We start from the raw sequence: 26,077 nt of genomic DNA, 5'->3' as shown, positions 1-26,077 counted from the left end.
GACTCACAGAGGCGGAAATCATATATTTGACACCGGCGCAGGGGCAAGGCAATCTGTCAGGCTACGCTCAAAGCCTTAGAGCCGCCTTATCACTGGAGAAACATCATGCCTGTATACCGTTCCCGCACCACCACCCACGGCCGCAACATGGCCGGCGCGCGCGCCCTGTGGCGCGCCACCGGCATGAAGGATGGCGATTTCGACAAGCCTATCGTCGCCGTGGTCAACTCCTTCACGCAGTTCGTGCCCGGCCACGTGCACCTGAAGGACCTGGGACAGCTGGTGGCGCGCGAGATCGAGAAGGCCGGCGGCGTGGCCAAGGAATTCAACACCATCGCCGTCGACGACGGCATCGCCATGGGCCACGGCGGCATGCTGTACTCGCTGCCGTCGCGCGACCTGATCGCCGACTCGGTCGAATACATGGTCAACGCCCACTGTGCCGACGCCATGGTCTGCATCTCCAACTGCGACAAGATCACGCCGGGCATGCTGATGGCGGCCATGCGCATCAACATCCCGGTGGTGTTCATCTCCGGCGGCCCGATGGAGGCCGGCAAGGTGGTCAAGGTGGTCAACGGCACGCAGAAGATCATCAAGCTCGATCTGGTCGACGCCATGATCAAGGCCGGCGACCAAACCGTCAGCGACGCCGACGTCGCCGAAATCGAACGTTCCGCCTGTCCGACCTGCGGTTCGTGCTCGGGCATGTTCACCGCGAACTCGATGAACTGTTTGACCGAGGCGCTGGGCCTGGCCTTGCCGGGCAACGGCACCATCCTGGCCACGCACTCGGACCGCGAACAGCTGTTCCTGCGCGCCGGCCGCCTGGTGGTCGAACTGGCCAAGCGCCATTACGAGCAGGACGACTATTCGGTGCTGCCGCGCTCCATCGCCACCAAGGCCGCGTTCGAGAACGCCATGGCGCTCGACGTCTCGATGGGCGGCTCCACCAACACCGTGCTGCACCTGCTGGCGGCCGCGCACGAGGCGGGCGTCGACTTCAACATGGCCGACATCGACCGCATCTCGCGCAAGGTGCCATGCCTGTGCAAGGTCGCGCCGATGACCGACAAATACCACATCGAAGACGTGCACCGCGCCGGCGGCATCATCGGCATCCTGGGCGAACTGGCGCGCGGCGGCCTGCTCGACACCTCGCTGCCGACCATCCACGCGGCCACCATGGCCGAGGCGATCGAACGCAACGACGTCAAACGCAGCGACGATCCGGCGGTGCACCAGCTGTTCCGCGCCGCGCCGGGCGGCGTGCCGACGCAGACCGCGTTCTCGCAGTCCGAGCGTTTCGCGACCCTGGACCTGGACCGCAGCGCCGGCTGCATCCGCGACAAGGCGCACGCCTATTCGCAGGACGGCGGTCTGGCCGTGTTGTACGGTAACCTGGCCGAGAAGGGCTGCATCGTCAAGACGGCCGGCGTCGACGAGAGCATTTTGAAATTCAGCGGCAAGGCGCGCGTATTCGAGAGCCAGGATGCGGCGGTCGAGGCGATCCTGGGCGACACGGTGCACGAGGGCGACGTCGTGGTCATCCGCTACGAAGGTCCGAAAGGCGGCCCGGGCATGCAGGAGATGCTGTATCCGACCTCGTACATCAAGTCCAAGGGCTTGGGCAAGGCGTGCGCGCTGTTCACCGATGGCCGCTTCTCGGGCGGTTCGTCGGGGCTGGTGATCGGCCACGCGTCGCCGGAGGCGGCCGAGGGTGGCGCCATCGGCCTGGTGGAAGAGGGCGACATGATCGACATCGATATCCCGAACCGCAGCATCAACCTGCGCATCAGCGACGCCGACCTGGCGGCGCGCCGCCAGGTGATGGAGGCGAAGGGCGGCGACGCCTGGCAGCCGGTCAACCGCGAGCGTTATGTGTCGCAGGCGTTGCAGGCGTATGCGGCGTTGACCACGTCGGCCGACCGTGGCGCCGTGCGCGATTTGTCGCAGTTGAAGCGTTAAGCCATCACGTCGGGGCGGCCGGCTTCAATCGGTCACCTCGAACGCCGCCGGGTCCAACTCGTCCAACGTGACGATGGTATTGCGTCCCGGATGCGCCGCCTGCTGCGTCAACCTGGCCGCCAGCTGCGCCAAGTAATCGGCGCGGCAGCGGCGCAGCACATAATCCCTGAAATTGTCCAGTTCCAGATCGCGCCACGCGCGCTCGCGCCCCTCGTCCGAGCGCAGGCGCGCCTGCGCCTTGAGTTCCGGCGTGATCTCGGCGTCCCCCGCCGTCAGGCGCGTGTAGCCATAGCGATCCATGTACTCGCCCGTCAGCGTCTCGATGGCGTTGATCTCCGGCGTCGTCAGCTGCTGCTTGAACTTGTCGATATTGGCGGCGATCGGCGGGTAGCAGTTCGACGACCACAGCGCCGACAATTGCGAGAGCTGCCTGGCCTCCTGCGAGCCCGCCACGTCCAGCATTTGCGGCAAAAAGTCGATGCCGAGGAAGACGCACACCTGCCGCAGCGTGACCTCCTGCTGCGACAGGAAATCCTCGTAGCGTATCGTCAGCACCCGGTCGGGCCAGCGCGTGCGTACATGGTCGGCGGCGCGGTGCGCGGCGAGCCAGGTCTGCGCGTTGAGCAAGCTGTCGAAGTCGTGGATGATGGCGCGGTTCATCGACGCCACCTGCGCGCGCGGATCGCGCACCACGTTGACGAACAACATATCCGGATACAGCGCCATTTGCTGGTCCGCGTAGTGCACGCTGTCGAGCGACTTGTCCATCACCACGCCGGCGTGCTGGCGCTCGCCGGCGCGCAGCAGCAGCTCCCACACCACGCGGTGGATGCTGCGCGGCTCATTGCGGATGGTCTCGAAAATCTCGACCGGATCGAACACGGTGCCCGGCCACTTGACCATGCTGACCGCCTGCAGCCCGATCACGTCGGTCACCATGCGGAAGTAGCTGCGGTCGTCGCGCAGGTCGCCGTACAGCGGCACCAGCGGCATCAGGTCGACGATGTGCAGCGGGTAGGGCGAGTAGAACTGCGGCGACATGTTCAGCCGCAGGCGCAGCGCGTGGCTGCCGCAGCGCCGCAACGGTATCATCATCACGGGGCGCGGGCGGGCGCCTTGGGCCGCGTGGAGGCTAGGAGTTTTGGGGGCGGTGGTCATTCCATGTTCCTTTCAATTCGAAATACTCGCAAAAGCGTTTCATGAAGCTGGCCAGTTGCTGGCGCGGCAAGCGGTTGATGCCGGCGGCGGCGACCCTGCCGCCGCCGCTGTCGAATTGCTGGCACAGGCCACAGGCGCTGCGCAGCGACGGCGCCCCGGAGCGCACGCTGACCAGATAGGAGCCGTCGGCCCGCTCATTGAGCACGGCAAAGGAGGCGCCGTCGCGCCGCGCCGCCAGCCGGTTGGCCAGCACGCCGCTGACGCGGCGCGACCAAGCCGTCGCCGGCAGCAGGTAGATGGCGCCACCCGGCCGCTCCAGGTACGGTTGCAGCTCGTGCAGGCGGGCGCAGTCCTCGCGGTAACCTTCGCGCAGGTCGCGGTAGATGGCGCTGGCGGCGACGAAGTCGAACGGATTTTCGTAGCCGCTCAATTCGCGGTACAGCGCTTCGGGGGCGATGTGCAGGTCTTCGGTGCATTCGCCGTAGGCGTTGTAGTTGATGGTCCGGCCCAGCCGCGCCAGGTCGGCGATGGCGTCGTCGCGCAGGCCCATGTCCGTGGCCATGGTTTGTCCGACCTGTTCCAGGTTGTCGCCGAAAGCGGCCGCCACCGCCCACAGCCGGTGGCGGCCGCCGAGCTGGCGGTCGACCAGGATGCTGGTGCAGACGTCGGGCGAGCCGTCGCAATGCAGGCGCAGGTTGGCATGTTCGAAGGCGCAATCGGCCGAGTGGTGGTCGTAGTAGTCGACCCGCGCGCCGCCGTCCAGCAGGCGCCGCAGCTCGCCGGCGTTGGCGTCGAGCGAGATGTCGAGCACCACCACCTCGGCCGCGCCTTGCGGCACGCGCCGCAGCAGGTCGATATCGCGCTTGACGCCGGTGATCAGCGTGGTCTCGGCCGGCGCGTGCAGGCGTAGCTGGTGCAGCGCGCAGATGCCGTCGGCGTCGCCGTTGAAGACGTCGTACTTGGTCGGCGATCCCGTCGCCATCATAGGAACCGGAACGACAGGTGCTCGAGCAACCGTTCGCACGACTGCTCCAGCGACAGTTCGCCGGTGTCGAGCGACATGGCGGGATCGAGCGGCACCTCGTACGGCGCCGAGACGCCGGTGAACTCCGGTATCAGGCCGGCGCGGGCCTTTGCGTACAAGCCCTTGGGATCGCGCTCCTCGCACACCGCGCACGGCGTGCTGACGTAGGTCTCGACAAAATTGCCGCTGCCGATGATGTCGCGCGCAATTTCACGGTCGCTGCGCAATGGCGAGATGAAGGCGCAGATCACGATCAGGCCCGCGTCGTTCATCAGCCGCGCCACTTCGGCGCTGCGGCGGATGTTCTCGCGGCGGTCGGCGGGGGAGAATCCCAGGTCGCGGTTCAGGTGGTGGCGCAGGTTGTCGCCATCGAGGACGTAGGCCATGTGGCCGGCGGCCATCAGCTTTTTCTCCAGCGCGCAGGCCAGCGTGGATTTGCCGGCGCCGCTCAAGCCGGTGAGCCAGATGGTGGCCGCCTGCTGGCCCGCCTGGTGCGTGCGCGCCTGCGCCGTCACCTGGCTGGCATGCCAGAAGAGATGGGGTACGTTGCCGGCCGCGCCGGTGGGTGCGAGTTTGTCCAGTTTGCCCATGATCGTTTCTCCGTTGGCGGGTGGCGTGGCGACTTAAAATTGTTCCCAGCTGTCCGAAGCCAAGGCCGGCGCCTTGGCCTTGGCCGGCTTGGCCGGCGGGCGTGACGGCGCGTGCGCCAGACGCTGAACCGGCGCCGCCTTGGCCAGCGCCTTCATCGGCGGGCGCCGCGCGCCGGCTTGCGCCTCGACGCGGAAGATGCCGACCACCTGATTGAGGCTGTTGACCTGTTCCTGCATCGCCTGCGCGGCGGCCGCCGCCTCCTCGACCAGCGCGGCGTTCTGCTGCGTCACGTCGTCCATCTGGGTGACGGCGGTGTTGATTTGTTCGATGCCGTTCGACTGCTCCTGGCTGGCCGACATGATCTCGGACATGATGTCGGTCACGCGCTTGACGCTGGCGACCACCTCATGCATCGTCGAACCGGCCTGCTCGACCAGGCGGTTGCCCGCTTCGACCTTGTCGACCGAATCGCCGATCAGGTCTTTGATCTCCTTGGCCGCCGCCGCCGAGCGCTGCGCCAGATTGCGCACCTCGGTCGCCACGACGGCGAAGCCGCGTCCCTGCTCGCCGGCGCGCGCCGCCTCGACGGCCGCGTTCAGCGCCAGGATATTGGTCTGGAAGGCGATGCCGTCGATGACGCCGATGATATCGACGATCTTGCGCGCCGAGATATTGATGGCGGCCATCGTGTCGACCACTTGCGCGACCACGGCGCCGCCCTTGACCGCCACCGAGGAGGCCGATTCGGCCAGGCCGTTGGCCTGGCGCGCGTGGTCGGTGTTCAGGCGCACGGTGCTGGTCAACTCCTCCATCGACGAGGCGGTTTCCTCCAGCGTGCTGGCCTGCTGCTCGGTGCGCGAGGACAGGTCGAGGTTGCCGGAGGCGATCTGGCTGGCGGCGGTGGAGATGGTTTCGGTGCTGGCGTGCACCTGGGTGACGATCTGCGCCAGGCTGTCGCGCATCGAGCGCATCGCGAACAGCAGGCTGTGGTCGTCGCCCGGCTTGGTGTCGATCTGCACGGCCAGGTTGCCGGCGGCGATCTGGCCGGCGATCTCGGCGGCGTGCTCCGGCTCGCAGCCCAGTTCGCGCACCACGCCGCGCGTGATCATCACGGCGGCGACCAGGCTGGTCAGCAGGGCCAGCGAGCCGATGATCAGCATCACCGTGCGCGCCCGTTCATAGGCCGCGGCGGCGGCCTGGGTGGCTTCCAGGTTCTGCTGCTCCTCGACGGCGATCAGCTTGCGGATCATGTCCCACCAGGCGCGTTGCACCGGGCGGAATTCGTAGCGCAGCAGTTTGTACGCGTCGTCCTGTTTTTGCTCCAGCGCCAGCGCGGCGGCGCGCGCGATGAAGGGGGCGGCCAGCGCGGCCTGCTTCTTGATCTGGTCCAGCAGCTGCTTTTCCTCGGCCGAGGTTTCCGCCTGCGCGCCGAACATCTGCACCAGCTTGTCCTGGGCGGCGGTGTATTTTTTCTCCTGCTCGGCGATGCGCTTGATCTCGATCTGGATCTCTTTATCTTCTTTCAACAAAATCAGATTGCGCATCGCCAGTGCGCGCTCGGTGACGGTCAAATCCATGGTCTGGGCGAGCCGGGTTTCGACGCCGTTGACGTTGATGATCTCGTCCATGCGGCCCTGGATCTGGCGCATGCTGACCAACCCGAGCGCTATCACTACGATGAGGAACACCGAAACGAGGCCAAATCCCATGCCCAGCCGTTTCGCAATTGTCATGTTACGCGCGTTCATACTTCCTCCTAAGGTCCATCATGATCCGCATATGCAAATAAGAATTCCGCATATCGGACAATTGATCTTAGTGAGTGCTTTGCCTCAAATAGTCTCCAATAGTCACTTTTTGTTGAGATGCAACAATGCGCGCCGGCATTGACGGCGGCCCAAAGAAGGCATAGTTAGAGGCTGTGACAGGCAAGAAGCCGAGCGCGACACTACCGGCGCGGACGGGCGACTTGCATCGTGCAACAGAAAAAGAGCGTGGCGGGCTGTGCGGCCACTGTTGCGGTGTTACGACTTCTTGTCGAAGTTATCTTTTACGCGGGCCTGGCGGCGCCGTTCGTCTTCGTTGTGCGCTTTGCGTTTGTCCAGGCCAAACAGCGGTTCCAGAAATTCGAACCAGACGAAGGCGAACACGCTCAACGCGACGATCCACCACCACGAGAGCTGGGCGAACTTCCACACTTCAAAATAACGCAGCCCGCACAGCGCCACGATGAGCAAAATGATCGGCATGATGGTTTTCCTCCTGCCCTCATCTTACAAAGATTCCAGCTTTACTGGGAGCAATATTCTAATGTCAGGTCAACCCTTGGGTGGTTTATGCGTTAAATGCACAAAGGCAAAACGCGGTAGAATGATTGGCGGATCGAAAACACGAAATTGATAGCACGCATTGATGGACGCATTGATGGCACAAACACTGGAGAGCATGATGAAGCGCAATTTGATGATGGTAGGGATGGTAGTGGCCACGGCTTTTGCATCGTCGTCGGCGATGGCGGATGCCGGCCTGGATCTGGCGAAGGCCAAGAACTGCATGGCGTGCCATGCGGTCGCGACCAAGCTGGTCGGCCCGGCCTATAAGGACGTGGCGGCGAAATACGCCGGTCAAAAGGACGCCGAAGGCAAGCTGGTCACCAAAGTGATCAAGGGCGGCTCGGGCACCTGGGGCGCGATCCCGATGCCGGCCAATCCGCAGGTGAGCGAGGCGGAAGCCAAGACCCTGGTCAAATGGGTACTGGCGCAGAAGTAATCCACTTCTGGTCGGCATAAAAAAACGCACCCTCGGGTGCGTTTTGCGTTTACCCGACGGCGGGCAGTTTATTTGACCACTTCGACCTTGGTTTTCTTGCCGTCGGTGTAGGTGTACAAGGTCAGCGCGCCGTCCTTGATGTCGCCTTTGGTGTCGAACGAGATCAGGCCGGTCACGCCCTGGTACTTGATCTTGTGCAGGAACGGCAGGTACTTGGCCGGCTGCGACGATTTGGCGTCGGCCATGGCGGTGGCCATCGTCATGATGGCGTCGTACACGTACGGCGCGTAGATCTGCACGTCGGCGTTGTATTTCTTTTTGTAGCGGGCGACGAAGTCGTCCATGTTCTTTTGCTGCTCCGGCGAGACGCCGCCCGCTTCGGCGCAAATCACCGTGCCGTTGGTGGCGGCGTCGCCGGCCAGCTTGGCGAACGGCTCGGTGCAGATGCCGTCGCCGCCCATGTACTTGGCCTTGATGCCCAGCGCCTTCATCTGGCGCAGCAGCGGGCCGCCGACCGAGTCCATGCCGCCGAAGAACACCAGGTCCGGATTCTTGCCCTTGATGGTGGTCAGGATGGCGTTGAAGTCGGTGGCCTTGTCGTTGGTGAATTCCTTGCCGACGATTTGCACGCCCGGCAGCGCTTTTTTTGCGCCCTTGATGAATTCGTCGGCGACGCCCTGGCCGTAGGCGGTGCGGTCGTCGATGACGGCGATTTTCTTGGCGCCCATCTTGCCGACCGCGTAGGAACCCAGCGTGCTGCCCAGCTTGGCGTCGTTGGCGACCACGCGGAACGTCGAGTTGAAGCCTTGCTGCGTGTACTTGGTCTGCGTGGTGGCAGGCGAAATCTGTGGAATGCCGGCGTCGTAGTAGATCTTCGAGGCCGGGATGCTGGTGCCCGAGTTCAAGTGGCCGATCACGCCGTTGACCTTGGCGTCGACCAGCTTCTGCGCGACCGCCGTGCCTTGCTTCGGATCGCTGGCGTCGTCTTCCAGTTGCAGAACAAACTTGACCGGCTTGCCGTCGATCTTGAAGCCTTTGGCGTTCAATTCCTCGACGGCCATCTTGGCGCCGTTTTCATTGTCCTTGCCCAGGTGAGCCGACGGACCCGAGACCGGGCCGACGTGGCCGATCTTGATCACTTCTTGCGCACTGGCGCTGCCGGCGAAAGCCAGGGCGATGGCGAGTGGAATGAATTTAGATTTGAACAGCATATACATTCTCCAATGGTTGAATAGTCGACGGCTGTCTTGTGAACGCCGCAGTTTTTTCTGCAAGGCCAAAAGGTACAACAAATAATTGCCCGCGCAAAGGAGGAAACACGAAAGAAGTGCGAAAGTTTTGCGCTTTGCTGATACAGATCCAGAATTGGTACGGCTATCTATGATGCATTACCAAAATTGGTGCGGCGGTGCGCGCAAACGGGGCGATCCGCGCACCGTCCGGGCGCGGATCTGGAGGATGGAGGATTATTTCTTCTGCGCTTGCAGATGCGTCAGTTCCTGCGACACGGCGCGGGCGACGATCTTTTCGATGGTGTCGTGCAGGCCGATGCGGATCTCGTTGGTCAGGCCGTGCAGCGCGTGCGTCAACACCTCGGCCATGCTGTCCTTGATGCGCTGCTCGAGCACGAAGTCGACCCGCGATTGCAGCTTGCCCATGATGCGCTCGGACAGGCGGTGTTCCAGCATCGCCCATTCGGCGTCGCTCCAGCCGTCGACGGCGTCGGCTTCGAGCTGCGCGGCCATCTCGGCGCGGGTGGAGGTGGCGAGCGGCGCGTTGGCCGTCTCGCCGGGCAGCAGGTCCCCGCCCAGCGGCTCGGCTTTGAGGACTTCCGTCAATACAGGGATACTGGCGTCAAACGATTGGGCTTGGCTCATGATTTTCCTGTGACAAAGTGGGTAAGTGGATAGTCTTGCTGCTTGTAGGCGACATAGCGCTTGCGGCCGGCGGCCGCATCATCCTCGTCGGAGGAAATCACTTCGATCATGCGCTCGAACCCGGCAACCCTGGCCGGAGCGCGGCGCGACAAATTTACTAATAATTCGGTGTGTGGTAATTCCGCCTCATCGTTGTCGGTGAGTACGATCGGCGTGTGCGGCGCGAGCGGATCGCCGGCCAGCACGTGGGGCAGGAAGTCGGTCGCCGAAAATGTCCACATCGCCGCGTTAAGTTCGTTCAGTTGTGCCTCATCTTCCGCCATCAGCACCACGCGATGGTTGGCCGCCCAGGCCTTGCGCACCAGCCGGCAGGCGTAGGCGATCTTGTCCGGCACGTTGGTGTGGAAATCGATGCGTGTCATGGCTGTTGTTCTGTTCTGTAGAGGGGAATGCATGCGGCGCGGGCCGCGTGATTCCAGTTTATGCGAAAACCGTTTTTGGCGCTGGCATCGATGTTGCTATCGACCGCGCCGAAAAAGAAAATGCCGCGCGACATCGGCTGGCGATGCGCGCGGCGGTATATCGTTTAGACGAAGTCTGGTCAGGCGGCCATACCGCTGTGCCGCAGCAGCGCGTCGATGCTCGGCTCGCGGCCGCGGAAGGCGGTGAACGATTCGAGCGCCGGCCGCGAGCCGCCGACCGACAGGATCTCGCGCAGATAGCGCTTGCCCGTTTCCGTGGTGGCCGCCGGACCCAGCGCCTTGGCTTCCTCGAAGGCCGCGTAGGCGTCGGCGGACAGCACCTCGGCCCACTTGTAGCTGTAGTAGCCGGCCGCGTAGCCGCCGGCGAAAATGTGGCCGAAGGAATTCTGGAAGCGGTTGAACGCCGGCGGAATGATCAGCGCGAACTTGGCGCGCACTTCGTCGATCAACTGCTGCACGGTTTTGCCGGTGCCGGCGTCGTAGTCGTAGTGCAGGTGCATGTCGAGCAGCGAGAACTCGACCTGGCGCAAGGTCTGCAAGCCGGACTGGAAATTCTTCGCCGCCAGCATCTTGTCGTACAGCGCGCGCGGCAGCGGTTCGCCGGTGACGGCGTGGGCCGTCATGTGCTCCAGCACTTCCCATTCCCAGCAGAAGTTTTCCATGAACTGCGACGGCAGTTCGACCGCGTCCCACTCGACGCCGGAGATGCCCGACACGCCCAGCTCGTCGACCGCCGTCAGCATGTGGTGCAGGCCGTGGCCGAACTCGTGGAACAAGGTGATCACTTCATCGTGCGTGAACAGCGCCGGCTGCGCCTTGCCGTCGACCACGGCCGGTTCGGTGAAGTTGCAGGTCAGGTAGGCGATCGGCGTTTGCACGCTCTGCTTGTCGGCGCGGCGGCCACGGGCGTCGTCCATCCAGGCGCCGCCGCTCTTGCCGGCGCGCGCGTACAGGTCCAGGTAGAACTGGCCGATCAGCTTGCCATCGCGTTCGATGCGGAAGAAGCGCACGTCCTTGTGCCACACCGGCGCGTCGTCCGGCTTGATCTCGACCGTGAACAGGTTCTGGATCAGGCGGAACAGGCCGTCGACGACCTTGTGTTCCGGGAAGTACTGTTTGACTTCCTGGGCGGAGAACGCGTAACGCCGTTCCTGCAGCTTCTCGGACGCGTACGGAATGTCCCACGCCCGCAGTTCGTCGATGCCCAGTTCGGCCTTGGCGAACTGGCGCAGCTCTTCCAGGTCCTTCTCGGCGAACGGACGGGCTCGCTTGGCCAGGTCTTCGAGGAAGTTGACCACCTCGTCCGGCGACTTGGCCATCTTCGGCACCAGCGACACTTCGGCGAAGTTCTTGTAGCCGAGCAGCTTGGCTTCCTCGTCGCGCAGCTTGAGCAGGGTGACGATGTTTTGCGTGTTGTCCCACTCATCCTTCTTGCTGAACACCTCGCCCTGCTCGGACGCCTTGGTGGCGTTGGCGCGGTAGACGGTCTCGCGCAGGTCGCGCTTGTGGGCGAACTGCAGGATCGGGTAGTAGGAAGGGAAGTGCAGCGTGAACTGGAAGCCTTGCTTGCCGTCCTTCTCGGCGGCGGCGCGGGCGGCGGCCTTGGCGTCGTCCGGCAGGCCGGCCAGGTCGGCCTCGTCGGTCACCAGCAACTTGTAATCGTTGGTGGCGTCGAGCACGTTTTCGGAGAAGCGGGTCGACACCGACGCGTGCTCTTCCTGGATGGCGGCGAAGCGTTCCTTCTTATCGGCAGGCAATTCGGCGCCGCCCATGCGGAAATCGCGGATGGCGTTGTCGACGATGCGCTTGCGCGCCGGCGACAAGGTCGCGAACTCGGGCGAGGCGCGCAGCGCCTTGTATTGGTCGAACAGCGCCTCGTTCTGCGCCAGCGCGGTCCAGAACTCGGTGACCTTGGGCTGGTTTTCGTTGAAGGCCGCGCGCAGTTCGGGCGTGTCGACGACATTGTTCAGATGGCTGACGATGCCCCAGGCGCGTCCCAGCAGCTCGGTGGCGTTCTCCAGCGGCGTGACGAAGTTCTCCCACGTCACCTGCGCCGACGGGGTCTGCAACTGCTCGACGACGGCGCGGCTCTTGGCCAGCAGCTCGTCGATGGCCGGGGTGACATGCTCGGGCTTGATCGCGTCGAAACGCGCCAGGCCGGAGAAATCGAGTAGGGGATTGCTTGCGTCTGTGGTCATGTCGGCTTCCAAATAATGTGAGGGATTAACTACGTTCTGCCGCTTCCACCGTGTTCATTAACAGCATCGTGATCGTCATCGGACCGACGCCGCCCGGCACCGGCGTGATGTGCGACGCCACTTCCTTAACACCGGCAAAATCCACGTCGCCGCACAGCTTGCCGGCGTCGTCGCGGTTCATGCCGACGTCGATGACGATGGCGCCCGGCTTGACCATGTCGGCGGTCAAGGTGTTGCGGCGGCCGACGGCGGCCACCACGACATCGGCCTGGCGGGTGTACAGGCCCAGATCCGGGGTCGCGCTATGACAGATGGTGACGGTGGCGTTGGCTTGCAAGAGCAGCAGCGCCATCGGCTTGCCGACGGTGTTGCTGCGGCCGATGACGACCGCGTGCTTGCCGCGCAGGTCGACGCCGGTGCTTTCGATCAGTTTCATGCAGCCGTACGGGGTGCACGGACGGAAGCCTTCCAGGCCCGTCATCAGTTCGCCGGCGCTGAGCACCGAGTAGCCGTCGACGTCCTTGGTGGTCGAGATCGCCTCGATGACCTTGTGCGGGTTGATATGTTTGGGCAGCGGCATTTGCACCAGGATGCCGTGGATGGCCGGATCGGCGTTCAGCGCGGCGATGCGCTCGAGCAGCGCGGCCTCGGTCAGGTCGGCCGGGTATTGCTCCTTCAACGAGTAAAAGCCGGCGTCCTCGCAACCCTTGACCTTGTTGCGCACGTAGACGTGGCTGGCCGGGTCGTCGCCGACCAGGATCACGGCCAGGCCGGGTTTCTTGCCTTGGGCGGTGAGGGCGGCAGCACGTGCAGCAATTTCCGCGCGCAGTTTTTGGGAGAGGGCGATTCCGTCGATCAGTTGAGCAGGCATGATTTAACCAGGTTGGAGAGGAAAGCAGGATTATAAAGCGCCAAGGCGCGCCGCGCCGCGTTTCCGTGGGGTTTGCCATGTTGCGCCGCACAAGATTTTCATAGGGAAATTTCACGATACGAAATGTCGTATCATAGTTTGAAAAACCAAAAAATCACTGTTAGAATCCCCACACGTCATTGAAGTAATAGTAAATAATTCATTAAAGACAGCGTTCCAACGGCCCAGAACGGTATAAACGGGCACTCAACTCAGGAGACTTAATACATGTCAGCTCAACTTGACCAGGTAACGGCAAACACCGACCCTGATTCGCAAGAAACCAAAGAATGGTTGGATGCTCTGGCCGCGGTGCTGGAACAAGAGGGGCCTGAACGTGCTCATTACCTGATGGAACGCCTGATCGACCTGGCCCGCCAAAGCGGCTCGGACATCCCGTTCTCAGCCAACACCGCCTACGTCAACACCATCCCGACCAGCATGGAAGTGCATTGCCCGGGCAACCTGGAATACGAAGAGAAGCTGCGCTCGTGGATGCGCTGGAACGCCATGGCGATGGTCGTCAAGGCCAACCGCGTCGACGGCGACCTCGGCGGCCACCTGTCCTCGTTCGCCTCGCTGGCCAACATGCTGGGCATCGGCTTCAACCACTTCTGGAAAGCGCCGAGCGAAAGCCACGGCGGCGACCTGCTGTACATCCAGGGCCACTCGTCGCCCGGCGTCTACGCCCGCGCGTTCCTCGAAGGCCGCCTGACCGAAGAACAACTGACCCATTACCGACGCGAAGTCGACGGCAAGGGTCTGTCGTCGTATCCGCACCCGAAACTGATGCCGGACTTCTGGCAGTTCCCGACCGTGTCGATGGGCCTGGGCCCGCTGATGGCGATCTACCAGGCGCGCTTCCTGAAGTACCTGCACGCGCGCTCGATCGCCGACACCACCGACCGCAAGGTCTGGGCCTTCTGCGGCGACGGCGAGATGGACGAGCCGGAATCGCTGGGCGCGATCGGCATGGCCGCGCGCGAGAAGCTGGACAACCTGGTCATCGTCGTCAACTGCAACCTGCAGCGTCTGGACGGTCCGGTGCGCGGCAACGGCAAGATCATTCAAGAGCTGGAAGCGGACTTCCGCGGCGCTGGCTGGAACGTCGTCAAAGTCATCTGGGGTCCGGGTTGGGACGCGCTGCTGAAACAGGACAAGGACGGCATCCTGCGCAAGGTGATGATGGAAACGCTGGACGGCGAATACCAGAACTACAAGGCCAAGGACGGCGCCTACGTGCGCAAGAACTTCTTCGGCAAGCATCCGAAGCTGCTCGAGATGGTCGCCAACATGACCGACGACGACATCTGGCGCCTGACCCGTGGCGGCCACGATCCGCACAAGATCTACGCCGCCTTCAAGGTCGCGCAAGAGCACAAAGGTCAGCCGACCGTCCTGCTGGTGAAAACCATCAAGGGCTTCGGCATGGGCAAGCACGGCGAAGCGCGCAACACCGCGCACAACACCAAGAAGCTGACCGACGAAGCCGTGCGCGAAATGCGCGACCGCTACTCGATCCCGATCCCGGACGACAAGCTGGCCGACATCCCGTTCTACAAGCCGGCCGACGACGCGCCGGAAATCAAGTACCTGCACGAGCGCCGCGCCGCGCTGGGCGGCTACCTGCCGGCCCGCCGCCAGCAAGCCGACGAAAAACTGACCGTGCCGCCACTGAGCGCCTTCCAGAACGTGCTGGACGCGACCGCCGAAGGCCGTGAAGTATCGAGCACCCAGACCTTCGTGCGTATCCTGACCACGCTGCTGAAAGACCCTAGCGTCGGTTCGCGCATCGTTCCGATCCTGGTCGACGAGTCGCGCACCTTCGGTATGGAAGGCTTGTTCCGCCAGGTCGGTATCTTCAACCAGCAAGGCCAGTTGTACGAGCCGGTCGACAAAGACCAGGTCATGTACTACCGCGAGGACAAGGCCGGCCAGATCCTGCAAGAGGGTATCAACGAAGCCGGTGGTATGAGCTCGTGGATCGCCGCGGCGACGTCGTACTCGACCAACAACCGCGTGATGATCCCGTTCTACACCTACTACTCGATGTTCGGTATGCAGCGCATCGGCGACTTGGTGTGGGCAGCGGCCGACATGCGTTCGCGCGGCTTCCTGATGGGCGGCACCGCCGGCCGTACGACCTTGAACGGCGAAGGCCTGCAGCACGAAGACGGCCATAGCCACCTGTTCGCGGCGGCCGTCCCGAACTGCATGCCCTACGATCCGACCTTCGGCCACGAAGTCGCCGTGATCATCCAGGACGGTATGCGCCGCATGGTGGAAGAACAGGAAGACGTGTTCTACTACATCACCATCATGAACGAGAACTACCCGCACCCGGGCATCAAGCCTGGCCAGGAACAGGGCATCCTGAAGGGCATGTACCTGCTGCAGGAGGGCGACAAGGCCGCCAAGCAGCGCGTGCAACTGATCGGCTCCGGCACCATCCTGCGCGAATCGATCTTCGCCGCCGAACTGCTGAAGAACGACTGGAACATCGCCGCCGACGTGTGGTCCGCTCCGTCGCTGACCTTGGTGGCCCGCGACGGCCAGGACGCCGAGCGCTGGAACCTGGTCAACCCGACCAAGGAAGCCCGTGTGCCTTACGTGACGCAGCTGCTGAAGGATACCTCCGGTCCTATCGTTGCGACGACCGACTACATGCGCGCCTTTGCTGAACAGATCCGCGCCTTCATTCCGAAGGACCGCACCTACCGCGTGCTGGGCACCGATGGTTTCGGCCGTTCGGACACCCGCGCCGCGCTGCGCGAATTCTTCGAGGTGAACCGTTACTACATCACGGTCGCCGCGCTGAAATCGCTGGCCGAAGAAGGCAAGATCGACGTCAAGGTGGTTGAGGAAGCAGTCGTCAAGTACGGCCTGAATCCGAACAAGCCAAATCCGGTGACCCAATAAATAGAATACGGAGCAAACGCTATGAGCATTGTGGAAGTTAAAGTCCCGGATATCGGCGATTTCAAGGAAGTTGAAATCATTGAGTTGATGATCAAGGTCGGCGACACGATCAAGGTCGATCAGTCGCTGATCACCGTTGAATCGGATAAGGCCAGCATGGAGATTCCTTCGTCCGCCGCCGGCGTGGTCAAGGAAATCAAGGTCAAGGTCGGCGACAAGGTCGCCGAGGGTTCGCTGCTGTTGTTGCTGGAAGCCGAGGGAGCCGCAGCTGCTCCGGCGGCCGCCGCGCCGGCCGCTGCCGCTGCTGCGCCGGCGCCAGCCGCCGCTGCTGCTCCTGCTGCGGCACCGGCACCGGCCGCCGCGCCAGCCGCTTCGGCCGGCCCGGTCGAAGTCAAAGTGCCGGACATCGGCGACTTCAAGGAAGTGGAAGTCATCGAAGTGATGGTCAAAGTCGGCGACACGATCAAGGTCGATCAATCGCTGCTGACCGTGGAATCGGACAAGGCCAGCATGGAAATCCCTTCGTCGCACGCTGGTGTGGTGAAGGAAGTGAAGATCAAGGTCGGCGACAAGGTCGCCATGGGTTCGATCGTGCTGGTGGTTGAAGCCACCGGCGGCGCTGCCGCTCCGGCGGCTTCGGCGCCTGCTCCGGCAGCAGCCGCTTCGGCGCCTGCGCCTGCCGCAGCCGCGCCTGCGCCTACGGCGGCTCCCGCCGCCGCTGCGGCCGCCGCGCCGGCCGCGTCGCAAGGCTCGGTCCAAACCGGCAAGCTGGCGCACGCATCGCCGTCGATCCGCAAGTTCGCCCGCGAACTCGGCGTCGACCTGCTGAAGGTGCCGGGCTCCGGTCCCAAGGGCCGCATCACCCAGATCGACGTGCAGAACTACGTCAAGGGTGTGATCGCCGGCACCGTGGCCGCTCCTTCGGGCGCCGCCAGCGGTGGTTCCGGTGTGGGTGGTGGCGGTAACTTCAGCGTGCTGCCATGGCCGTCGCTGGACTTCAGCAAATTCGGTCCTACCGAACTGCTGCCGCTGTCGCGCATCAAGAAGATCAGTGGCCCGAACCTGCACCGCAACTGGGTTCAGATCCCGCACGTCACGCAGTTCGACGAAGCCGACATCACCGATCTGGAAGCATTCCGCGTCGAGACCAACAACGCCAACGCCAAGAACAAGGACGCCGCCAAGCTGACCATGCTGGCCTTCGTCATCAAGGCATCGGTCGCCGCGCTGAAGAAATTCCCGTCGTTTAATGCCTCGCTCGACGAGAAGGGTGAAAACCTGATCCTCAAGCAGTACTACAACGTCGGCTTCGCGGCCGATACGCCGAACGGCCTGGTGGTCCCGGTGATCAAGAACGCCGACCAGAAATCGGTCTCGCAGATCGCCAAGGAAATGACCGACCTGTCGCTGCAAGCGCGCGAAGGCAAGCTGAAACCGACCGATATGCAAGGCGCCAGCTTCACCATCTCGTCGCTGGGCGGCATCGGCGGCACGCACTTCACGCCTATCGTCAACGCGCCGGAAGTGGCGATCCTCGGCTTGTCCAAGGCGTCGATCAAGCCGGTGTGGGACGGCAAGGCCTTCCAGCCCCGCCTGATGATGGGTACCTCGCTGTCCTACGACCACCGCGTGGTCGACGGCGCGATGGGTGCTCGCTTCTCCGTGTACCTGAGCGAAGTGCTCGGCGACATGCGCAAAATTCTGCTGTAAGGAGCGACTATGACCACAGAAGTGAAAGTGCCGAACATCGGCGACTTCGCAGAAGTTGAAGTGATCGAGGTGATGGTCAAGGTTGGCGACACGATCAAGGTCGATCAGTCGCTGGTGACCGTCGAATCGGACAAAGCGAGCATGGAAGTCCCTTCGTCGCACGCAGGTGTGGTGAAGGAAGTCAAAGTCAAGGTTGGCGACAAGGTCAAGGAAGGCGTGTTGCTGCTGGTGGTCGAGGAGGCGGCAGGTGCCGCCGCCGCGGCTCCAGCCGCGGCCGCGCCGGCGCCTGCCGCCGCTGCACCTGCACCTGCACCTGCTCCAGCCGCCGCTCCGGCAGCCGCGGCGCCGATCGCCGCGCCGGCCGGTAGCAGCTATTCCGGCCAGGTCGACATCGACTGCGACATGATGGTCCTCGGTGGCGGTCCCGGCGGTTACTCCGCCGCGTTCCGCGCCGCCGATCTGGGCCTGAACACGGTCATCGTCGAGCGTTACGAAACGCTGGGCGGCGTGTGCCTGAACGTCGGTTGCATCCCGTCGAAGGCGCTGCTGCACGTGGCGTCGGTGATCGACGAGACGTCGCACATGTCCAACACCGGCGTTACCTTCGCCAAGCCGACCATCGACATCGACCAGGTGCGCAAGTACAAGGAAGGCGTCATCAAGAACATGACCGGCGGTCTGGCCGGCATGGCCAAGGCCCGCAAGACGCAAATCGTCACAGGCGTCGGCCAGTTCCTGAGCGCGAACCACATCGAAGTGACCGCCGGCGACGGCAGCAAGAAGGTCGTGCAGTTCAAGCAGGCCATCATCGCCGCCGGTTCGGCGGTTGTGAAGCTGCCGTTCGTGCCGGAAGATCCACGCATCGTCGATTCGACCGGCGCGCTGGAGCTGCGCCAGATCCCGAAACGCATGCTGGTCATCGGCGGCGGCATCATCGGCCTGGAAATGGCCACCGTGTACTCGACCTTCGGCGCGCGCATCGACGTCGTCGAAATGATGGACGGCTTAATGCAGGGCGCCGACCGCGACGCGGTCAAGGTCTGGCAGAAGTTCAACGAGAAGCGCTTCGATAACATCATGACCAAGACCAAGACCGTCGGCGTTGAAGCGCTGCCGGAAGGGATCAAAGTCACGTTCGAAGCCGCCGAAGCCGGCGCCACCGCGCCGGCGCCGCAGGTCTACGATCTGGTGCTGGTCGCCGTCGGCCGCAGCCCGAACGGCAAGAAGATCGCCGCCGACAAGGCCGGCGTGGCCGTCACCGACCGTGGCTTCATCCCGGTCGACAGCCAGATGCGCACCAACGTGCCGAACATCTTCGCCATCGGCGACCTGGTGGGCCAGCCTATGCTGGCGCACAAGGCGGTGCACGAAGGCCACGTTGCGGCGGAAGCCGCCGCCGGCCAGAAGTCGCACTTCGACGTGAAGGTGATTCCATCGGTGGCCTACACCGATCCGGAAGTGGCATGGGCCGGCATCACCGAGGACGAAGCGAAAGCCAAGGGCATCAAGGTCGAGAAGGGCCACTTCCCTTGGGCCGCAAGCGGCCGCGCCGTGGCCAACGGCCGCGCAGAGGGCTTCACCAAGCTGCTGTTCGACGCTGAAACGCACCGCATCATCGGCGGCACCATCGTCGGCACGCACGCCGGCGACATGATCGGCGAGATCGCCCTGGCGATCGAGATGGGTTGCGACGGCACCGACATCGGCAAGACGATCCATCCCCACCCGACCCTGGGCGAGTCGATCGGCATGGCCGCCGAAGTGTACGAAGGCGTCTGCACCGACCTGCCGCCGCCGCGCAAGCGCTAAGTTATCGCATCATCACGAAACCGGGACTCGTTCCCGGTTTTTTTATTGTCAGGTTCCACATGTCTTCGTTTCCCTCCATCGTCCCGCTGCTGGTCTCGGTCGCGCTTTACACGAGCATCAACAAGCTGGCCGCTTTCTTGTACAAGCGCGCGCGCCTGAGCTGGCGCGACGCCTGTATCTTCAGTTTGATTTTATTGACGGTGCTGGGGTTGGGCACGCTGCTTAACCGCCTATCGGGTAACGCGGTGCCGCTGACGGTGCTGGTGGCGGTCGGGCTGGTGATCCAGGTCGGCCTGGGCGCCTGGTTTCTGTCGTCGCGTGCGCGCACTGCGGCCGGCGCGCCAGTGGGCGGCAAGGGCGGGGCGGTGATGGCCCTTATCGCCTACGCTTTGATGGTTGGCCTTGGCGTGCTGGCTGCGACGTTTTTGACGGCGCTACTTCCGCAGTAGCAGCGCGAACGCCTTCGTCTGGTTTGCCGGAGGCCTTGCCGAACATCTTGGCCAAAAACGACTCGATACTTCTGATCTTCTGCAGTTGCGCGTCGGTTCTTATCAAGAGTATCGTCAGGATGATCAGATTGGCGAGACTTAACAACAGTACGTCGATTAGATCGTTCATGGTTCCTCCGGAATGAATAGTGGTGTGTGTCTATTCATGATGAGCCCGGAGTGATCGGCCGAACTTGCACTTTCGCAAAGAATAGTGATGGTAGTATATTTTCCGGTCAGCCAACGGCTTGCGCCGACGCGGGCAGGCCGAACACACGGTCGAAGACCAGGCTGAACAGGAAAGTGTAGATCATGAAGAACACCACCAGGCCAAGGTCCAGCACCAGCGCTTCCCACAGCGAGATGTCGAGCCACCAGGCGAACAACGGCACCAGTACCGCCACCAGGCCGCCCTCGAAACCGATGGCGTGCGCGGCGCGTCGTGCGACGCTGCGGCCGCGCGTGGCCTGGCGCGATTCCCAGGCCTCGAACAGGTAGTTGTAAATAAAATTCCAGACCACCGCGATGGTGGACGAGGCGATCGCCGCCACCCCCGAATGGGCCGCGTCATGTCCGGCCAGCAGCATCAAAAAGCTGCTGGTGAGCGCGACGGCAAACAGCTCGAACAACGAGACATAGACGATTTTTCTTTTTAAACCCTGCATGATATTTCCTCTCAAAAAACTATGGATGACATCATAGTTGAGTATTTTTGATTGAAAAAGTCGACAGGTATCAGTTTTTCTGACAGTATAGCCCGATGGCCTTTTCCAGCGACAACGTTCAACTTTTCCTTGCCGTCATCGATCACGGTTCCTTCTCCGCCGCCGCGCGCGCGCTTGGACGGGTGCCGTCGGCCGTCAGCATGGCCGTCGGCCATCTCGAGGCGGAGTTGGGGCTGGAGCTGTTCGAGCGCGGCTCGCGCCAGGCGCTGCCCACCCCGATGGCGCGCGCGCTGGAGCCGGAGGCGCGGCAGTTGGCTGGACAGCTGCGCCGCTTGCAGGCGCACGCGCTGTCGCTGCACCAGGGCATGGAGCGGCGTCTGACACTGGTCATCGCGCCGGAGCTGTTATCGGCCGCGTGGAGCGATCCGCTGGCGCGGCTGGCGGACGAATTCCCGTCGCTGGAAGTGGAGGTGCTGTCGGCGCCGCAGGCCGACGCCCGGCGCATGCTGCACGACGGGACGGCGCAACTTGCGCTGCTCTATGAGCGCCCGCAGGTCGATGAACACGAGAGCTTCCAGGAGTTGGGCAGCGAGGTGCTGGTGGCGGTGATTTCGCCGCGCCATCCGCTGGCGCGCGAGCGCAATGGCCACTTTCGGCTGGAGGACCTGGTTGACATGCGGCAGATCGCCATCGTCAGCCGCGAGGCGCACGAGGAGGATATGCGGGTGCTGGTGTCGCGCAAGCTGTGGCGCACCGATAGCCACCTCGCCACGTTGGGCATGGTGCAGGCGGGGCTGGGGTGGGCTTTCCTGCCGCGCCGGCTGGTGGCGCCGCTGGTGGCGGATGGTGAGCTGCTCGGCATCGATTTCGCCAGCATGAGTAATCAGCTGCGGTTGTGGGTGGATGTGGTGTGGCTTAATGACCGGCCGCTGGGGCTGGGGGCGAAGCGGTTGATCGCGCTGATGAAGGATATCGCGGGGCTGGAGGCGCGGCCGGGGCATCCATGAGAGTCACTCTGATGGGTTTTAAATGAGAGGTCAGCGCGTTAGCCGGTAGAGCAGGAGCGCCGTGCGTATCGTGGCACGTTCGACCGAGGCGATCTCCAGGTCCTCGTCTGGCGAGTGCGCGCCGTTGCCGCTCACGCCCAAGCCATCGAGGCTGTCGATCAGCGGCGCGATGAACTGGATGTCGCCGGCGCCGCGCTGGCCCGGCGGCAGGGCGGGGATCTCCCCCAGGCCGGCGTCCTTGCTGGCCTGCGAGTACGCCTTCAAAACCGCGATGTTGCCGGCGGTCGGCGCCATCGGCGGGTAGGCGTCGTGGAAGACGATGCTGGCGCTGGTGCCCGGCAGGTTCTGGTCGACGATGGCGCGCATCCGCGCGCGCGCGCGGTCGCGCTGTTCGTAGCTCAGATAGCGCAGATCGCCCCTGACCGTGGCGACGCGGGAGATGACGTTGGTCTTGCCGGAGGCCTGGCCTTTGTCGCCGACGGCATCGACGTCGACATCGGTGCCGCCCAAAATCAGGCCCGGACTGAAGGTCAGATCCGGTTCGATCACCTGCTGGCGGAAGCCGTCGAGGATGCGCGCGGCCTCGTACACCGCGCCATAGCCGGCTTTCTCGCTGAAGATGCCGCTGGTGTGGCCTTGCCTGCCCTTGACTTCCAGCTCCCACGACGACGACGCGCGGCGGCCTATGGTGCCGGTGTCCTTGCCGTCCTTGTCGCGCACCGTGCCCTCGAAGGCGAGCGCGATATGGCTGCGTTTGGCGGCGGCCACCATGTCCGCGCGCGAGATGTCGATCGGTTCGCCTGCGTCTTCCTCGTCGCCGGTGAACATGACGGTGATGGTGGTGTCGTCCAGCGCCCCGGCCTTGTGCAGCGCCCGCAGCGCTTCGATGATCACGACGTCGCCACCCTTCATGTCGTTGACGCCCTGGCCGCGCACGCGGTCTCCTTCGCGCTTCCACAGCTGCACCGGGCTGTCTTTTTCAAATACCGTGTCGAGATGGCCGATCAGCAGCAGGCGCTTGCCACGCTTGCCCTCGCGCGTGGCCACCAGGTGGCCGGCGCGCCGCACAGCCGGCGGCATGTCGATCCAGCGCGTGGCGAAGCCCAGCTGGTCGAACTGTTCGCGAAACAGCTTGCCCACCTCGCGCACGCCGTCGTGGTTCATCGTGCCGCTGTTGATGTTGACCGAGCGCTCCAGCAGTTGCAGTCCTTGCGGCGCGTGCGCTTTGACCGCGTCGACGATTTTCTGCTCGGTGGGGGAGAGCGCGGCGGCGTGGGCGTGGCCGCAAACGGCCAGCGGCAAGGCCAGCGACAAGGCCAGTGCGGCGAGGGCGAACGGTGTCATTTTCATCGGGGTTCCGGGTGGCGCGATCGGTATCAGTTGTTAGCAATTGTAGCCGACGGCGGTTTTGGGCGGCCACGGTCGCCGCGCGGCGCGGGAAGCTGGTATATTCCCATTGCCGATTTTTTTAAAGGATGACCATGTTTCGCTTGAAATTCGTTTTCGCCGCCGCCGCCTTGATGGCCGGCGCCGCCTTTGCCTCGCCAACCGCGCCGAAGAACGGCGCCGAGTACACCACCTTGAAGGCGCCCCAGCCGGTGCAGGCCGAAGGCAAAAAAGTCGAGGTCATCGAGTTCTTCATGTACCACTGTCCGGCGTGCTACGCGCTGGAGCCGGCCATGCTGGATTGGGTGAAGAAGCAGGGGGATAACATCGTGTTCCGCCGCATCCACTTGCCGCTGACGGGCGCCAACGATCCGGAGGCGCATTTGTTCCTGACCTTGGAGGCGATGAAGCTGGAAGAGTCGATGCACGCCAAAGTGCTGAGCACCTGGCACGTCGAGCGCCAGCGCCTGAAGAGCGACGAGGACAACATCAATTGGGCCGTCAAGAACGGCATCGACAAGCAGAAGTTCTTGGCGGTGTATAACTCGTTTGCGATCATCACCCGCTTGAAGAACGCGGGCCGCGTGGCCGCCACATACGAGGTCAACAGCACGCCGACCTTGATCGTCAATGGCCGCTACCTGACCAATCCGACCATGGTCGATAGCAGCAATCCCGGCCAGATCCCGCGCCAGCAGTTGAACCAGGCCACCTTGCAGGTGCTGGACGCGCTGGTGGCGATGTCGCGCAAGTAAGCTGGCCGCCGACGGCGCCGGCATGGCGGATTACGCGGTTCCCGCTGATCCGCCCTGCGTGTTTTTGCGGTTTGCTTAATTGACCGTGAAACGGGTCGGGATTTCGATGCCGCCCGTGCGCGCGGCTTCGGCATACGCCTTCAATTCCTGGACCACGGCGTCCAGCTGTTCCTGCCCGGGATTGGCCTGGAAGTTCTTGATGCGCTCATTCATGAGCGTTACTTGTTTGCTCCAGTCCAGTCGATTCATTTTGCTCATGTGTGCTCCAATTTAAAAAACAAGTATAGAACAAACCGCAAAGTTGCACAGCTTCTAACGTAGCACGCTGCGCAAGAACAGATCGAGGCCATCGGTCGCGCGCTGGCGCAACTCATCGGTGGTCGGCGACGAGTGGCTGGGGTACAGCAGGCGCGTCATGTGGTCGCCCAGCAGGCAATTGGTCAGGTGAACCGCCACCATTTCCAGCCCCAGTTCCGGCCGCAGCCGGGCGCGGATCTCCGGCCGCACGAACAGGCGCTTCAATTGCTCGCGCGATTGCCGCGGTCCGGCCTGATAGAAAGTGTCCGCCAGCTCCGGCGTGCTGAGCGCCTCGGCCACCACCATGCGGTGCAGGCTGATGAACGACGGCAGCGACACCAGTTCCAGGAACCGCAGCGAGAAGTCGCCGAGGATTTCCTCCAGCGGACGCGGGTCCGTTTCCATGCTGGCCATATCGGCAAAGAAATGCGCGCGGCCCTCGCTGATGATGGCGCTCAACAACCCGGCCTTGCCGCCGAACTTGACGTAGATCGTCCGTACCGCCACATGGGCTTCGCGGGCGATCATTTCAAGACTGACCTTGCTATAGCCCTTTTCCAGGAACAAGTTCTTTGCCGTATGCAGCAGCGCCCGATGGCGTGCTTCCTTGTCGGCCGCGCGCGGGCGTCCCGCAGCCTTGCCGAAGCAGGGCGAGCACGGATCGGCGACGGCCTCGTCGGGGCAGTCGAGCTCCCCAGGCGCGGAAATCGCGCTGGTGTGTAGGTCGGGAATTTTCATGGCGCCTAATGATAACGAATGCGGTCATGCTAGTCCAAATAAAAATGAAATGCAATCGTTTCATTTCTTGACTTTGGAATTGAACAGGCGAATAATGACCTTATTCCATTTCATTTATGCGGAGCAACACATGTCGAATCCACAAGAACAACAAAAGATACTCAGCGCCGTGCCACCGGCACAGGCCGCGGGTGCTCCCGGCGCGCCAGCCGCGACGGCCACGGCGCCCGCCGGTCCGGCCAAGCCGAATCGCAAAGTGCTGGTCATCGCCGGCCTGATCGCCATCGCCGCCCTGGCCGCCGGTGGACGCATGTGGTACCGCAGCCATTATTTCGTCGAGACGGAAAACGCCTACGTCGCCGGCCACGTCACCCCGGTGTCGTCGCGCATTTCCGGCGTGGTCACCAAGGTGCTGATCGACGACAACCAGATCGTGCGCGAGGGCGATGTCATCGCCGAACTCGATCCGTTCGACCAGCGCGTGAAAGTGGAGCAGATCCAGGCGCAGATCGCGTCGGCCGAGCAGCAGGTGGTGCAGTCCGAGGCGCAGATCGCCCAGACCCAGGCCCAGGCCAGCGCCTCGGCCGCGCAGGTGGCGCAGTCGCAGGCCCAGTTGGTGCGCGCGAACCAGGACGCCGAGCGTTTCGGCCAGCTGTATAACAGCCAGATGAAGGCCGTCTCGAAATCGGAACTGGACACCGCCGTCGCCGGCCGCGCCAGCGCCATCGCCGACCTCAATGCACGCAAGGACAGCGCCTCGGCCGCCAAGGCGCAGATCGCGGCCGCCCGGTCGGCGCGCGACGTGCTCAAGGCGCAGGTCGACGTGCTGCGCGTGCAGCTCAAGGACGCGCAGCAGCAGCTGGCCTATAACCAGATCCTGGCGCCGGTCGGCGGCCGTATCGGCAAGCGCACCATCGAAGTGGGCCAGCGCCTGCAACCGGGCCAGCAGATCACCGCCATCGTGCAGGACAACGTTTGGCTGACCGCGAACTTCAAGGAAACCCAGTTGGCCGAGCTGCAAAAGGGCCAGGAAGTCAAAGTGAGCATCGATGCGATGCCGGGCAAGGAATTGATCGGCACCGTCGAGAGCTTCGCGCCGGCGTCGGGCGCGCAGTTCGCGCTGCTGCCGGCCGATAACGCGACCGGTAACTTCACCAAGATCGTCCAGCGCGTGCCGGTCAAGATCGTGTTCAAGCCGGAGGACATCAAGGCCCTGAACGGCCGCCTGGTGCCGGGCATGTCGGCGATCGCCGAAGTGTCGCTGAAGCAGGATAACGAGGCCAAGGCGCACGCCGCGGCACCGTCCAAAGTCGCGGCGCACTAAGG

23 protein-coding genes are annotated in these 26,077 nt (G+C 63.5%); 9 read left to right on the top strand and 14 right to left on the bottom strand.

The features are described 5' to 3' along the window. Window positions 1-105 precede the first annotated feature (105 nt). Window positions 106-1,968: a dihydroxy-acid dehydratase gene (gene ilvD, locus BMX85_RS20260; protein ID WP_090322905.1), complete on the top strand. Its 1,863-nt coding sequence runs from the start codon at window positions 106-108 to the stop codon at window positions 1,966-1,968. 24 nt (window positions 1,969-1,992) lie between these two features. On the opposite strand, the gene BMX85_RS20255 is transcribed toward ilvD, so the two are convergent. The 5 genes from BMX85_RS20255 to BMX85_RS20235 all read right to left on the bottom strand — a co-directional run bounded on the left by BMX85_RS20255 (window position 1,993) and on the right by BMX85_RS20235 (window position 6,990). Continuing rightward, window positions 1,993-3,126, bottom strand: a complete 1,134-nt coding sequence (locus tag BMX85_RS20255; protein WP_090322901.1) for a sulfotransferase family protein — start codon at window positions 3,124-3,126, stop codon at window positions 1,993-1,995. Continuing rightward, a complete protein-coding gene (locus tag BMX85_RS20250) occupies window positions 3,101-4,111 on the bottom strand; it encodes a hypothetical protein (protein ID WP_229210580.1) in 1,011 nt (336 codons plus the stop codon). Before BMX85_RS20250 ends, BMX85_RS20255 begins: the two co-directional genes overlap by 26 nt. Next, on the bottom strand, window positions 4,108-4,740 hold the full coding sequence (gene cysC / locus BMX85_RS20245) for an adenylyl-sulfate kinase (protein WP_090322895.1): 633 nt from the start codon (window positions 4,738-4,740) through the stop codon (window positions 4,108-4,110). Before cysC ends, BMX85_RS20250 begins: the two co-directional genes overlap by 4 nt. Window positions 4,741-4,773: 33 nt before the next feature. Beyond that, window positions 4,774-6,474, bottom strand: a complete 1,701-nt coding sequence (locus BMX85_RS20240; RefSeq protein WP_229210579.1) for a methyl-accepting chemotaxis protein — start codon at window positions 6,472-6,474, stop codon at window positions 4,774-4,776. A gap of 291 nt (window positions 6,475-6,765) precedes the next feature. Beyond that, window positions 6,766-6,990 (bottom strand): TIGR04438 family Trp-rich protein, encoded by a 225-nt coding sequence (locus BMX85_RS20235; protein WP_090322889.1) that lies wholly within the window; start codon window positions 6,988-6,990, stop codon window positions 6,766-6,768. Window positions 6,991-7,189: 199 nt separating this feature from the next. Between BMX85_RS20235 and BMX85_RS20230 the strand changes: the two genes are divergently transcribed. Continuing rightward, complete coding sequence (locus tag BMX85_RS20230) at window positions 7,190-7,510, top strand: c-type cytochrome (RefSeq protein ID WP_090323828.1); 321 nt, start codon at window positions 7,190-7,192, stop codon at window positions 7,508-7,510. Between the two features lie 68 nt (window positions 7,511-7,578). On the opposite strand, the gene BMX85_RS20225 is transcribed toward BMX85_RS20230, so the two are convergent. The 5 genes from BMX85_RS20225 to folD form a co-directional block, all read right to left on the bottom strand. After that, the gene (locus BMX85_RS20225) at window positions 7,579-8,721 is read right to left on the bottom strand and encodes a branched-chain amino acid ABC transporter substrate-binding protein (protein WP_090323826.1); all 1,143 of its coding nucleotides are present in this window, start codon (window positions 8,719-8,721) and stop codon (window positions 7,579-7,581) included. 255 nt (window positions 8,722-8,976) lie between these two features. Further along, entirely contained in the window at window positions 8,977-9,387 is a 411-nt protein-coding gene (locus BMX85_RS20220) for a hypothetical protein (RefSeq protein ID WP_090322886.1), read from the bottom strand. Further along, window positions 9,384-9,809, bottom strand: a complete 426-nt coding sequence (locus tag BMX85_RS20215; protein ID WP_090322883.1) for a DNA polymerase III subunit chi — start codon at window positions 9,807-9,809, stop codon at window positions 9,384-9,386. Before BMX85_RS20215 ends, BMX85_RS20220 begins: the two co-directional genes overlap by 4 nt. A 179-nt stretch (window positions 9,810-9,988) precedes the next feature. Then, window positions 9,989-12,067 (bottom strand): M3 family metallopeptidase, encoded by a 2,079-nt coding sequence (locus tag BMX85_RS20210; RefSeq protein ID WP_090323823.1) that lies wholly within the window; start codon window positions 12,065-12,067, stop codon window positions 9,989-9,991. Between the two features lie 25 nt (window positions 12,068-12,092). After that, window positions 12,093-12,938 (bottom strand): bifunctional methylenetetrahydrofolate dehydrogenase/methenyltetrahydrofolate cyclohydrolase FolD, encoded by an 846-nt coding sequence (folD, locus tag BMX85_RS20205; protein WP_090322880.1) that lies wholly within the window; start codon window positions 12,936-12,938, stop codon window positions 12,093-12,095. A 267-nt stretch (window positions 12,939-13,205) separates the two neighbouring features. Here folD and aceE point away from each other — a divergent pair, with 267 nt between their 5' ends. Genes aceE through BMX85_RS20185 form a run of 4 tightly spaced genes read left to right on the top strand, consistent with a single transcriptional unit; the run spans window position 13,206 to window position 19,864 of the window. Further along, window positions 13,206-15,896: a pyruvate dehydrogenase (acetyl-transferring), homodimeric type gene (gene aceE, locus BMX85_RS20200; RefSeq protein ID WP_090322875.1), complete on the top strand. Its 2,691-nt coding sequence runs from the start codon at window positions 13,206-13,208 to the stop codon at window positions 15,894-15,896. A 21-nt stretch (window positions 15,897-15,917) separates the two neighbouring features. Beyond that, window positions 15,918-17,606 carry a dihydrolipoyllysine-residue acetyltransferase gene (aceF, locus tag BMX85_RS20195; RefSeq protein ID WP_090322870.1) on the top strand — a complete coding sequence of 563 codons (1,689 nt, stop codon included), beginning with the start codon at window positions 15,918-15,920 and terminating at the stop codon, window positions 17,604-17,606. Window positions 17,607-17,615: 9 nt separating this feature from the next. Then, window positions 17,616-19,415, top strand: coding sequence for a dihydrolipoyl dehydrogenase (gene lpdA / locus BMX85_RS20190; protein WP_090322867.1), 1,800 nt, complete (start codon window positions 17,616-17,618; stop codon window positions 19,413-19,415). Window positions 19,416-19,474: 59 nt separating this feature from the next. Continuing rightward, the gene (locus BMX85_RS20185; RefSeq protein ID WP_090322864.1) at window positions 19,475-19,864 is read left to right on the top strand and encodes a hypothetical protein; all 390 of its coding nucleotides are present in this window, start codon (window positions 19,475-19,477) and stop codon (window positions 19,862-19,864) included. Between the two features lie 275 nt (window positions 19,865-20,139). On the opposite strand, the gene BMX85_RS20180 is transcribed toward BMX85_RS20185, so the two are convergent. Beyond that, a complete protein-coding gene (locus tag BMX85_RS20180) occupies window positions 20,140-20,568 on the bottom strand; it encodes a PACE efflux transporter (RefSeq protein ID WP_090322860.1) in 429 nt (142 codons plus the stop codon). 95 nt (window positions 20,569-20,663) lie between these two features. Here BMX85_RS20180 and BMX85_RS20175 point away from each other — a divergent pair, with 95 nt between their 5' ends. After that, window positions 20,664-21,575, top strand: coding sequence for a LysR family transcriptional regulator (locus BMX85_RS20175; RefSeq protein WP_090322855.1), 912 nt, complete (start codon window positions 20,664-20,666; stop codon window positions 21,573-21,575). Window positions 21,576-21,605: 30 nt separating this feature from the next. Here BMX85_RS20175 and BMX85_RS20170 read toward each other — a convergent pair whose 3' ends face one another. Next, window positions 21,606-22,925, bottom strand: coding sequence for a M20/M25/M40 family metallo-hydrolase (locus BMX85_RS20170; protein ID WP_090322852.1), 1,320 nt, complete (start codon window positions 22,923-22,925; stop codon window positions 21,606-21,608). A 131-nt stretch (window positions 22,926-23,056) separates the two neighbouring features. Here BMX85_RS20170 and BMX85_RS20165 point away from each other — a divergent pair, with 131 nt between their 5' ends. Continuing rightward, window positions 23,057-23,716 (top strand): thiol:disulfide interchange protein DsbA/DsbL, encoded by a 660-nt coding sequence (locus BMX85_RS20165; protein WP_090323820.1) that lies wholly within the window; start codon window positions 23,057-23,059, stop codon window positions 23,714-23,716. Window positions 23,717-23,791: 75 nt separating this feature from the next. On the opposite strand, the gene BMX85_RS30200 is transcribed toward BMX85_RS20165, so the two are convergent. Both BMX85_RS30200 and BMX85_RS20160 read right to left on the bottom strand, forming a co-directional pair. Beyond that, the gene (locus BMX85_RS30200) at window positions 23,792-23,974 is read right to left on the bottom strand and encodes a hypothetical protein (RefSeq protein WP_143068037.1); all 183 of its coding nucleotides are present in this window, start codon (window positions 23,972-23,974) and stop codon (window positions 23,792-23,794) included. A 54-nt stretch (window positions 23,975-24,028) separates the two neighbouring features. Next, window positions 24,029-24,751 carry a TetR/AcrR family transcriptional regulator gene (locus BMX85_RS20160; protein WP_090322847.1) on the bottom strand — a complete coding sequence of 241 codons (723 nt, stop codon included), beginning with the start codon at window positions 24,749-24,751 and terminating at the stop codon, window positions 24,029-24,031. Between the two features lie 130 nt (window positions 24,752-24,881). Between BMX85_RS20160 and BMX85_RS20155 the strand changes: the two genes are divergently transcribed. Beyond that, the gene (locus tag BMX85_RS20155; RefSeq protein WP_090323819.1) at window positions 24,882-26,075 is read left to right on the top strand and encodes an HlyD family secretion protein; all 1,194 of its coding nucleotides are present in this window, start codon (window positions 24,882-24,884) and stop codon (window positions 26,073-26,075) included. Window positions 26,076-26,077 lie beyond the last annotated feature (2 nt).

Origin of the sequence: Duganella sp. CF517 (genome assembly GCF_900110275.1) — a bacterium.
In the GTDB taxonomy this organism is placed as follows: Bacteria; Pseudomonadota; Gammaproteobacteria; order Burkholderiales; family Burkholderiaceae_D; genus Rugamonas.
The sequence above is the reverse complement of the archived record's forward strand: the minus strand, read 5'-3'. Positions and strand labels throughout refer to the sequence as shown.

What these genes read in the sequence shown, in the direction of transcription:
- BMX85_RS20185 (WP_090322864.1), top strand. Translation starts at nt 19,475, where the DNA reads ATGTCTTCGTTTCCCTCCATCGTCCCGCTGCTGGTCTCGGTCGCGCTT.
- BMX85_RS30200 (WP_143068037.1), bottom strand. Translation starts at nt 23,974, where the DNA reads ATGAGCAAAATGAATCGACTGGACTGGAGCAAACAAGTAACGCTCATG.
- lpdA (WP_090322867.1), top strand. Translation starts at nt 17,616, where the DNA reads ATGACCACAGAAGTGAAAGTGCCGAACATCGGCGACTTCGCAGAAGTT.
- BMX85_RS20165 (WP_090323820.1), top strand. Translation starts at nt 23,057, where the DNA reads ATGTTTCGCTTGAAATTCGTTTTCGCCGCCGCCGCCTTGATGGCCGGC.
- BMX85_RS20220 (WP_090322886.1), bottom strand. Translation starts at nt 9,387, where the DNA reads ATGAGCCAAGCCCAATCGTTTGACGCCAGTATCCCTGTATTGACGGAA.
- BMX85_RS20210 (WP_090323823.1), bottom strand. Translation starts at nt 12,067, where the DNA reads ATGACCACAGACGCAAGCAATCCCCTACTCGATTTCTCCGGCCTGGCG.
- BMX85_RS20215 (WP_090322883.1), bottom strand. Translation starts at nt 9,809, where the DNA reads ATGACACGCATCGATTTCCACACCAACGTGCCGGACAAGATCGCCTAC.
- BMX85_RS20170 (WP_090322852.1), bottom strand. Translation starts at nt 22,925, where the DNA reads ATGAAAATGACACCGTTCGCCCTCGCCGCACTGGCCTTGTCGCTGGCC.
- cysC (WP_090322895.1), bottom strand. Translation starts at nt 4,740, where the DNA reads ATGGGCAAACTGGACAAACTCGCACCCACCGGCGCGGCCGGCAACGTA.
- BMX85_RS20235 (WP_090322889.1), bottom strand. Translation starts at nt 6,990, where the DNA reads ATGCCGATCATTTTGCTCATCGTGGCGCTGTGCGGGCTGCGTTATTTT.
- ilvD (WP_090322905.1), top strand. Translation starts at nt 106, where the DNA reads ATGCCTGTATACCGTTCCCGCACCACCACCCACGGCCGCAACATGGCC.
- BMX85_RS20250 (WP_229210580.1), bottom strand. Translation starts at nt 4,111, where the DNA reads ATGATGGCGACGGGATCGCCGACCAAGTACGACGTCTTCAACGGCGAC.
- BMX85_RS20155 (WP_090323819.1), top strand. Translation starts at nt 24,882, where the DNA reads ATGTCGAATCCACAAGAACAACAAAAGATACTCAGCGCCGTGCCACCG.
- aceF (WP_090322870.1), top strand. Translation starts at nt 15,918, where the DNA reads ATGAGCATTGTGGAAGTTAAAGTCCCGGATATCGGCGATTTCAAGGAA.
- BMX85_RS20180 (WP_090322860.1), bottom strand. Translation starts at nt 20,568, where the DNA reads ATGCAGGGTTTAAAAAGAAAAATCGTCTATGTCTCGTTGTTCGAGCTG.
- BMX85_RS20230 (WP_090323828.1), top strand. Translation starts at nt 7,190, where the DNA reads ATGAAGCGCAATTTGATGATGGTAGGGATGGTAGTGGCCACGGCTTTT.
- folD (WP_090322880.1), bottom strand. Translation starts at nt 12,938, where the DNA reads ATGCCTGCTCAACTGATCGACGGAATCGCCCTCTCCCAAAAACTGCGC.
- BMX85_RS20255 (WP_090322901.1), bottom strand. Translation starts at nt 3,126, where the DNA reads ATGACCACCGCCCCCAAAACTCCTAGCCTCCACGCGGCCCAAGGCGCC.
- BMX85_RS20160 (WP_090322847.1), bottom strand. Translation starts at nt 24,751, where the DNA reads ATGAAAATTCCCGACCTACACACCAGCGCGATTTCCGCGCCTGGGGAG.
- BMX85_RS20225 (WP_090323826.1), bottom strand. Translation starts at nt 8,721, where the DNA reads ATGCTGTTCAAATCTAAATTCATTCCACTCGCCATCGCCCTGGCTTTC.
- aceE (WP_090322875.1), top strand. Translation starts at nt 13,206, where the DNA reads ATGTCAGCTCAACTTGACCAGGTAACGGCAAACACCGACCCTGATTCG.
- BMX85_RS20175 (WP_090322855.1), top strand. Translation starts at nt 20,664, where the DNA reads ATGGCCTTTTCCAGCGACAACGTTCAACTTTTCCTTGCCGTCATCGAT.
- BMX85_RS20240 (WP_229210579.1), bottom strand. Translation starts at nt 6,474, where the DNA reads ATGACAATTGCGAAACGGCTGGGCATGGGATTTGGCCTCGTTTCGGTG.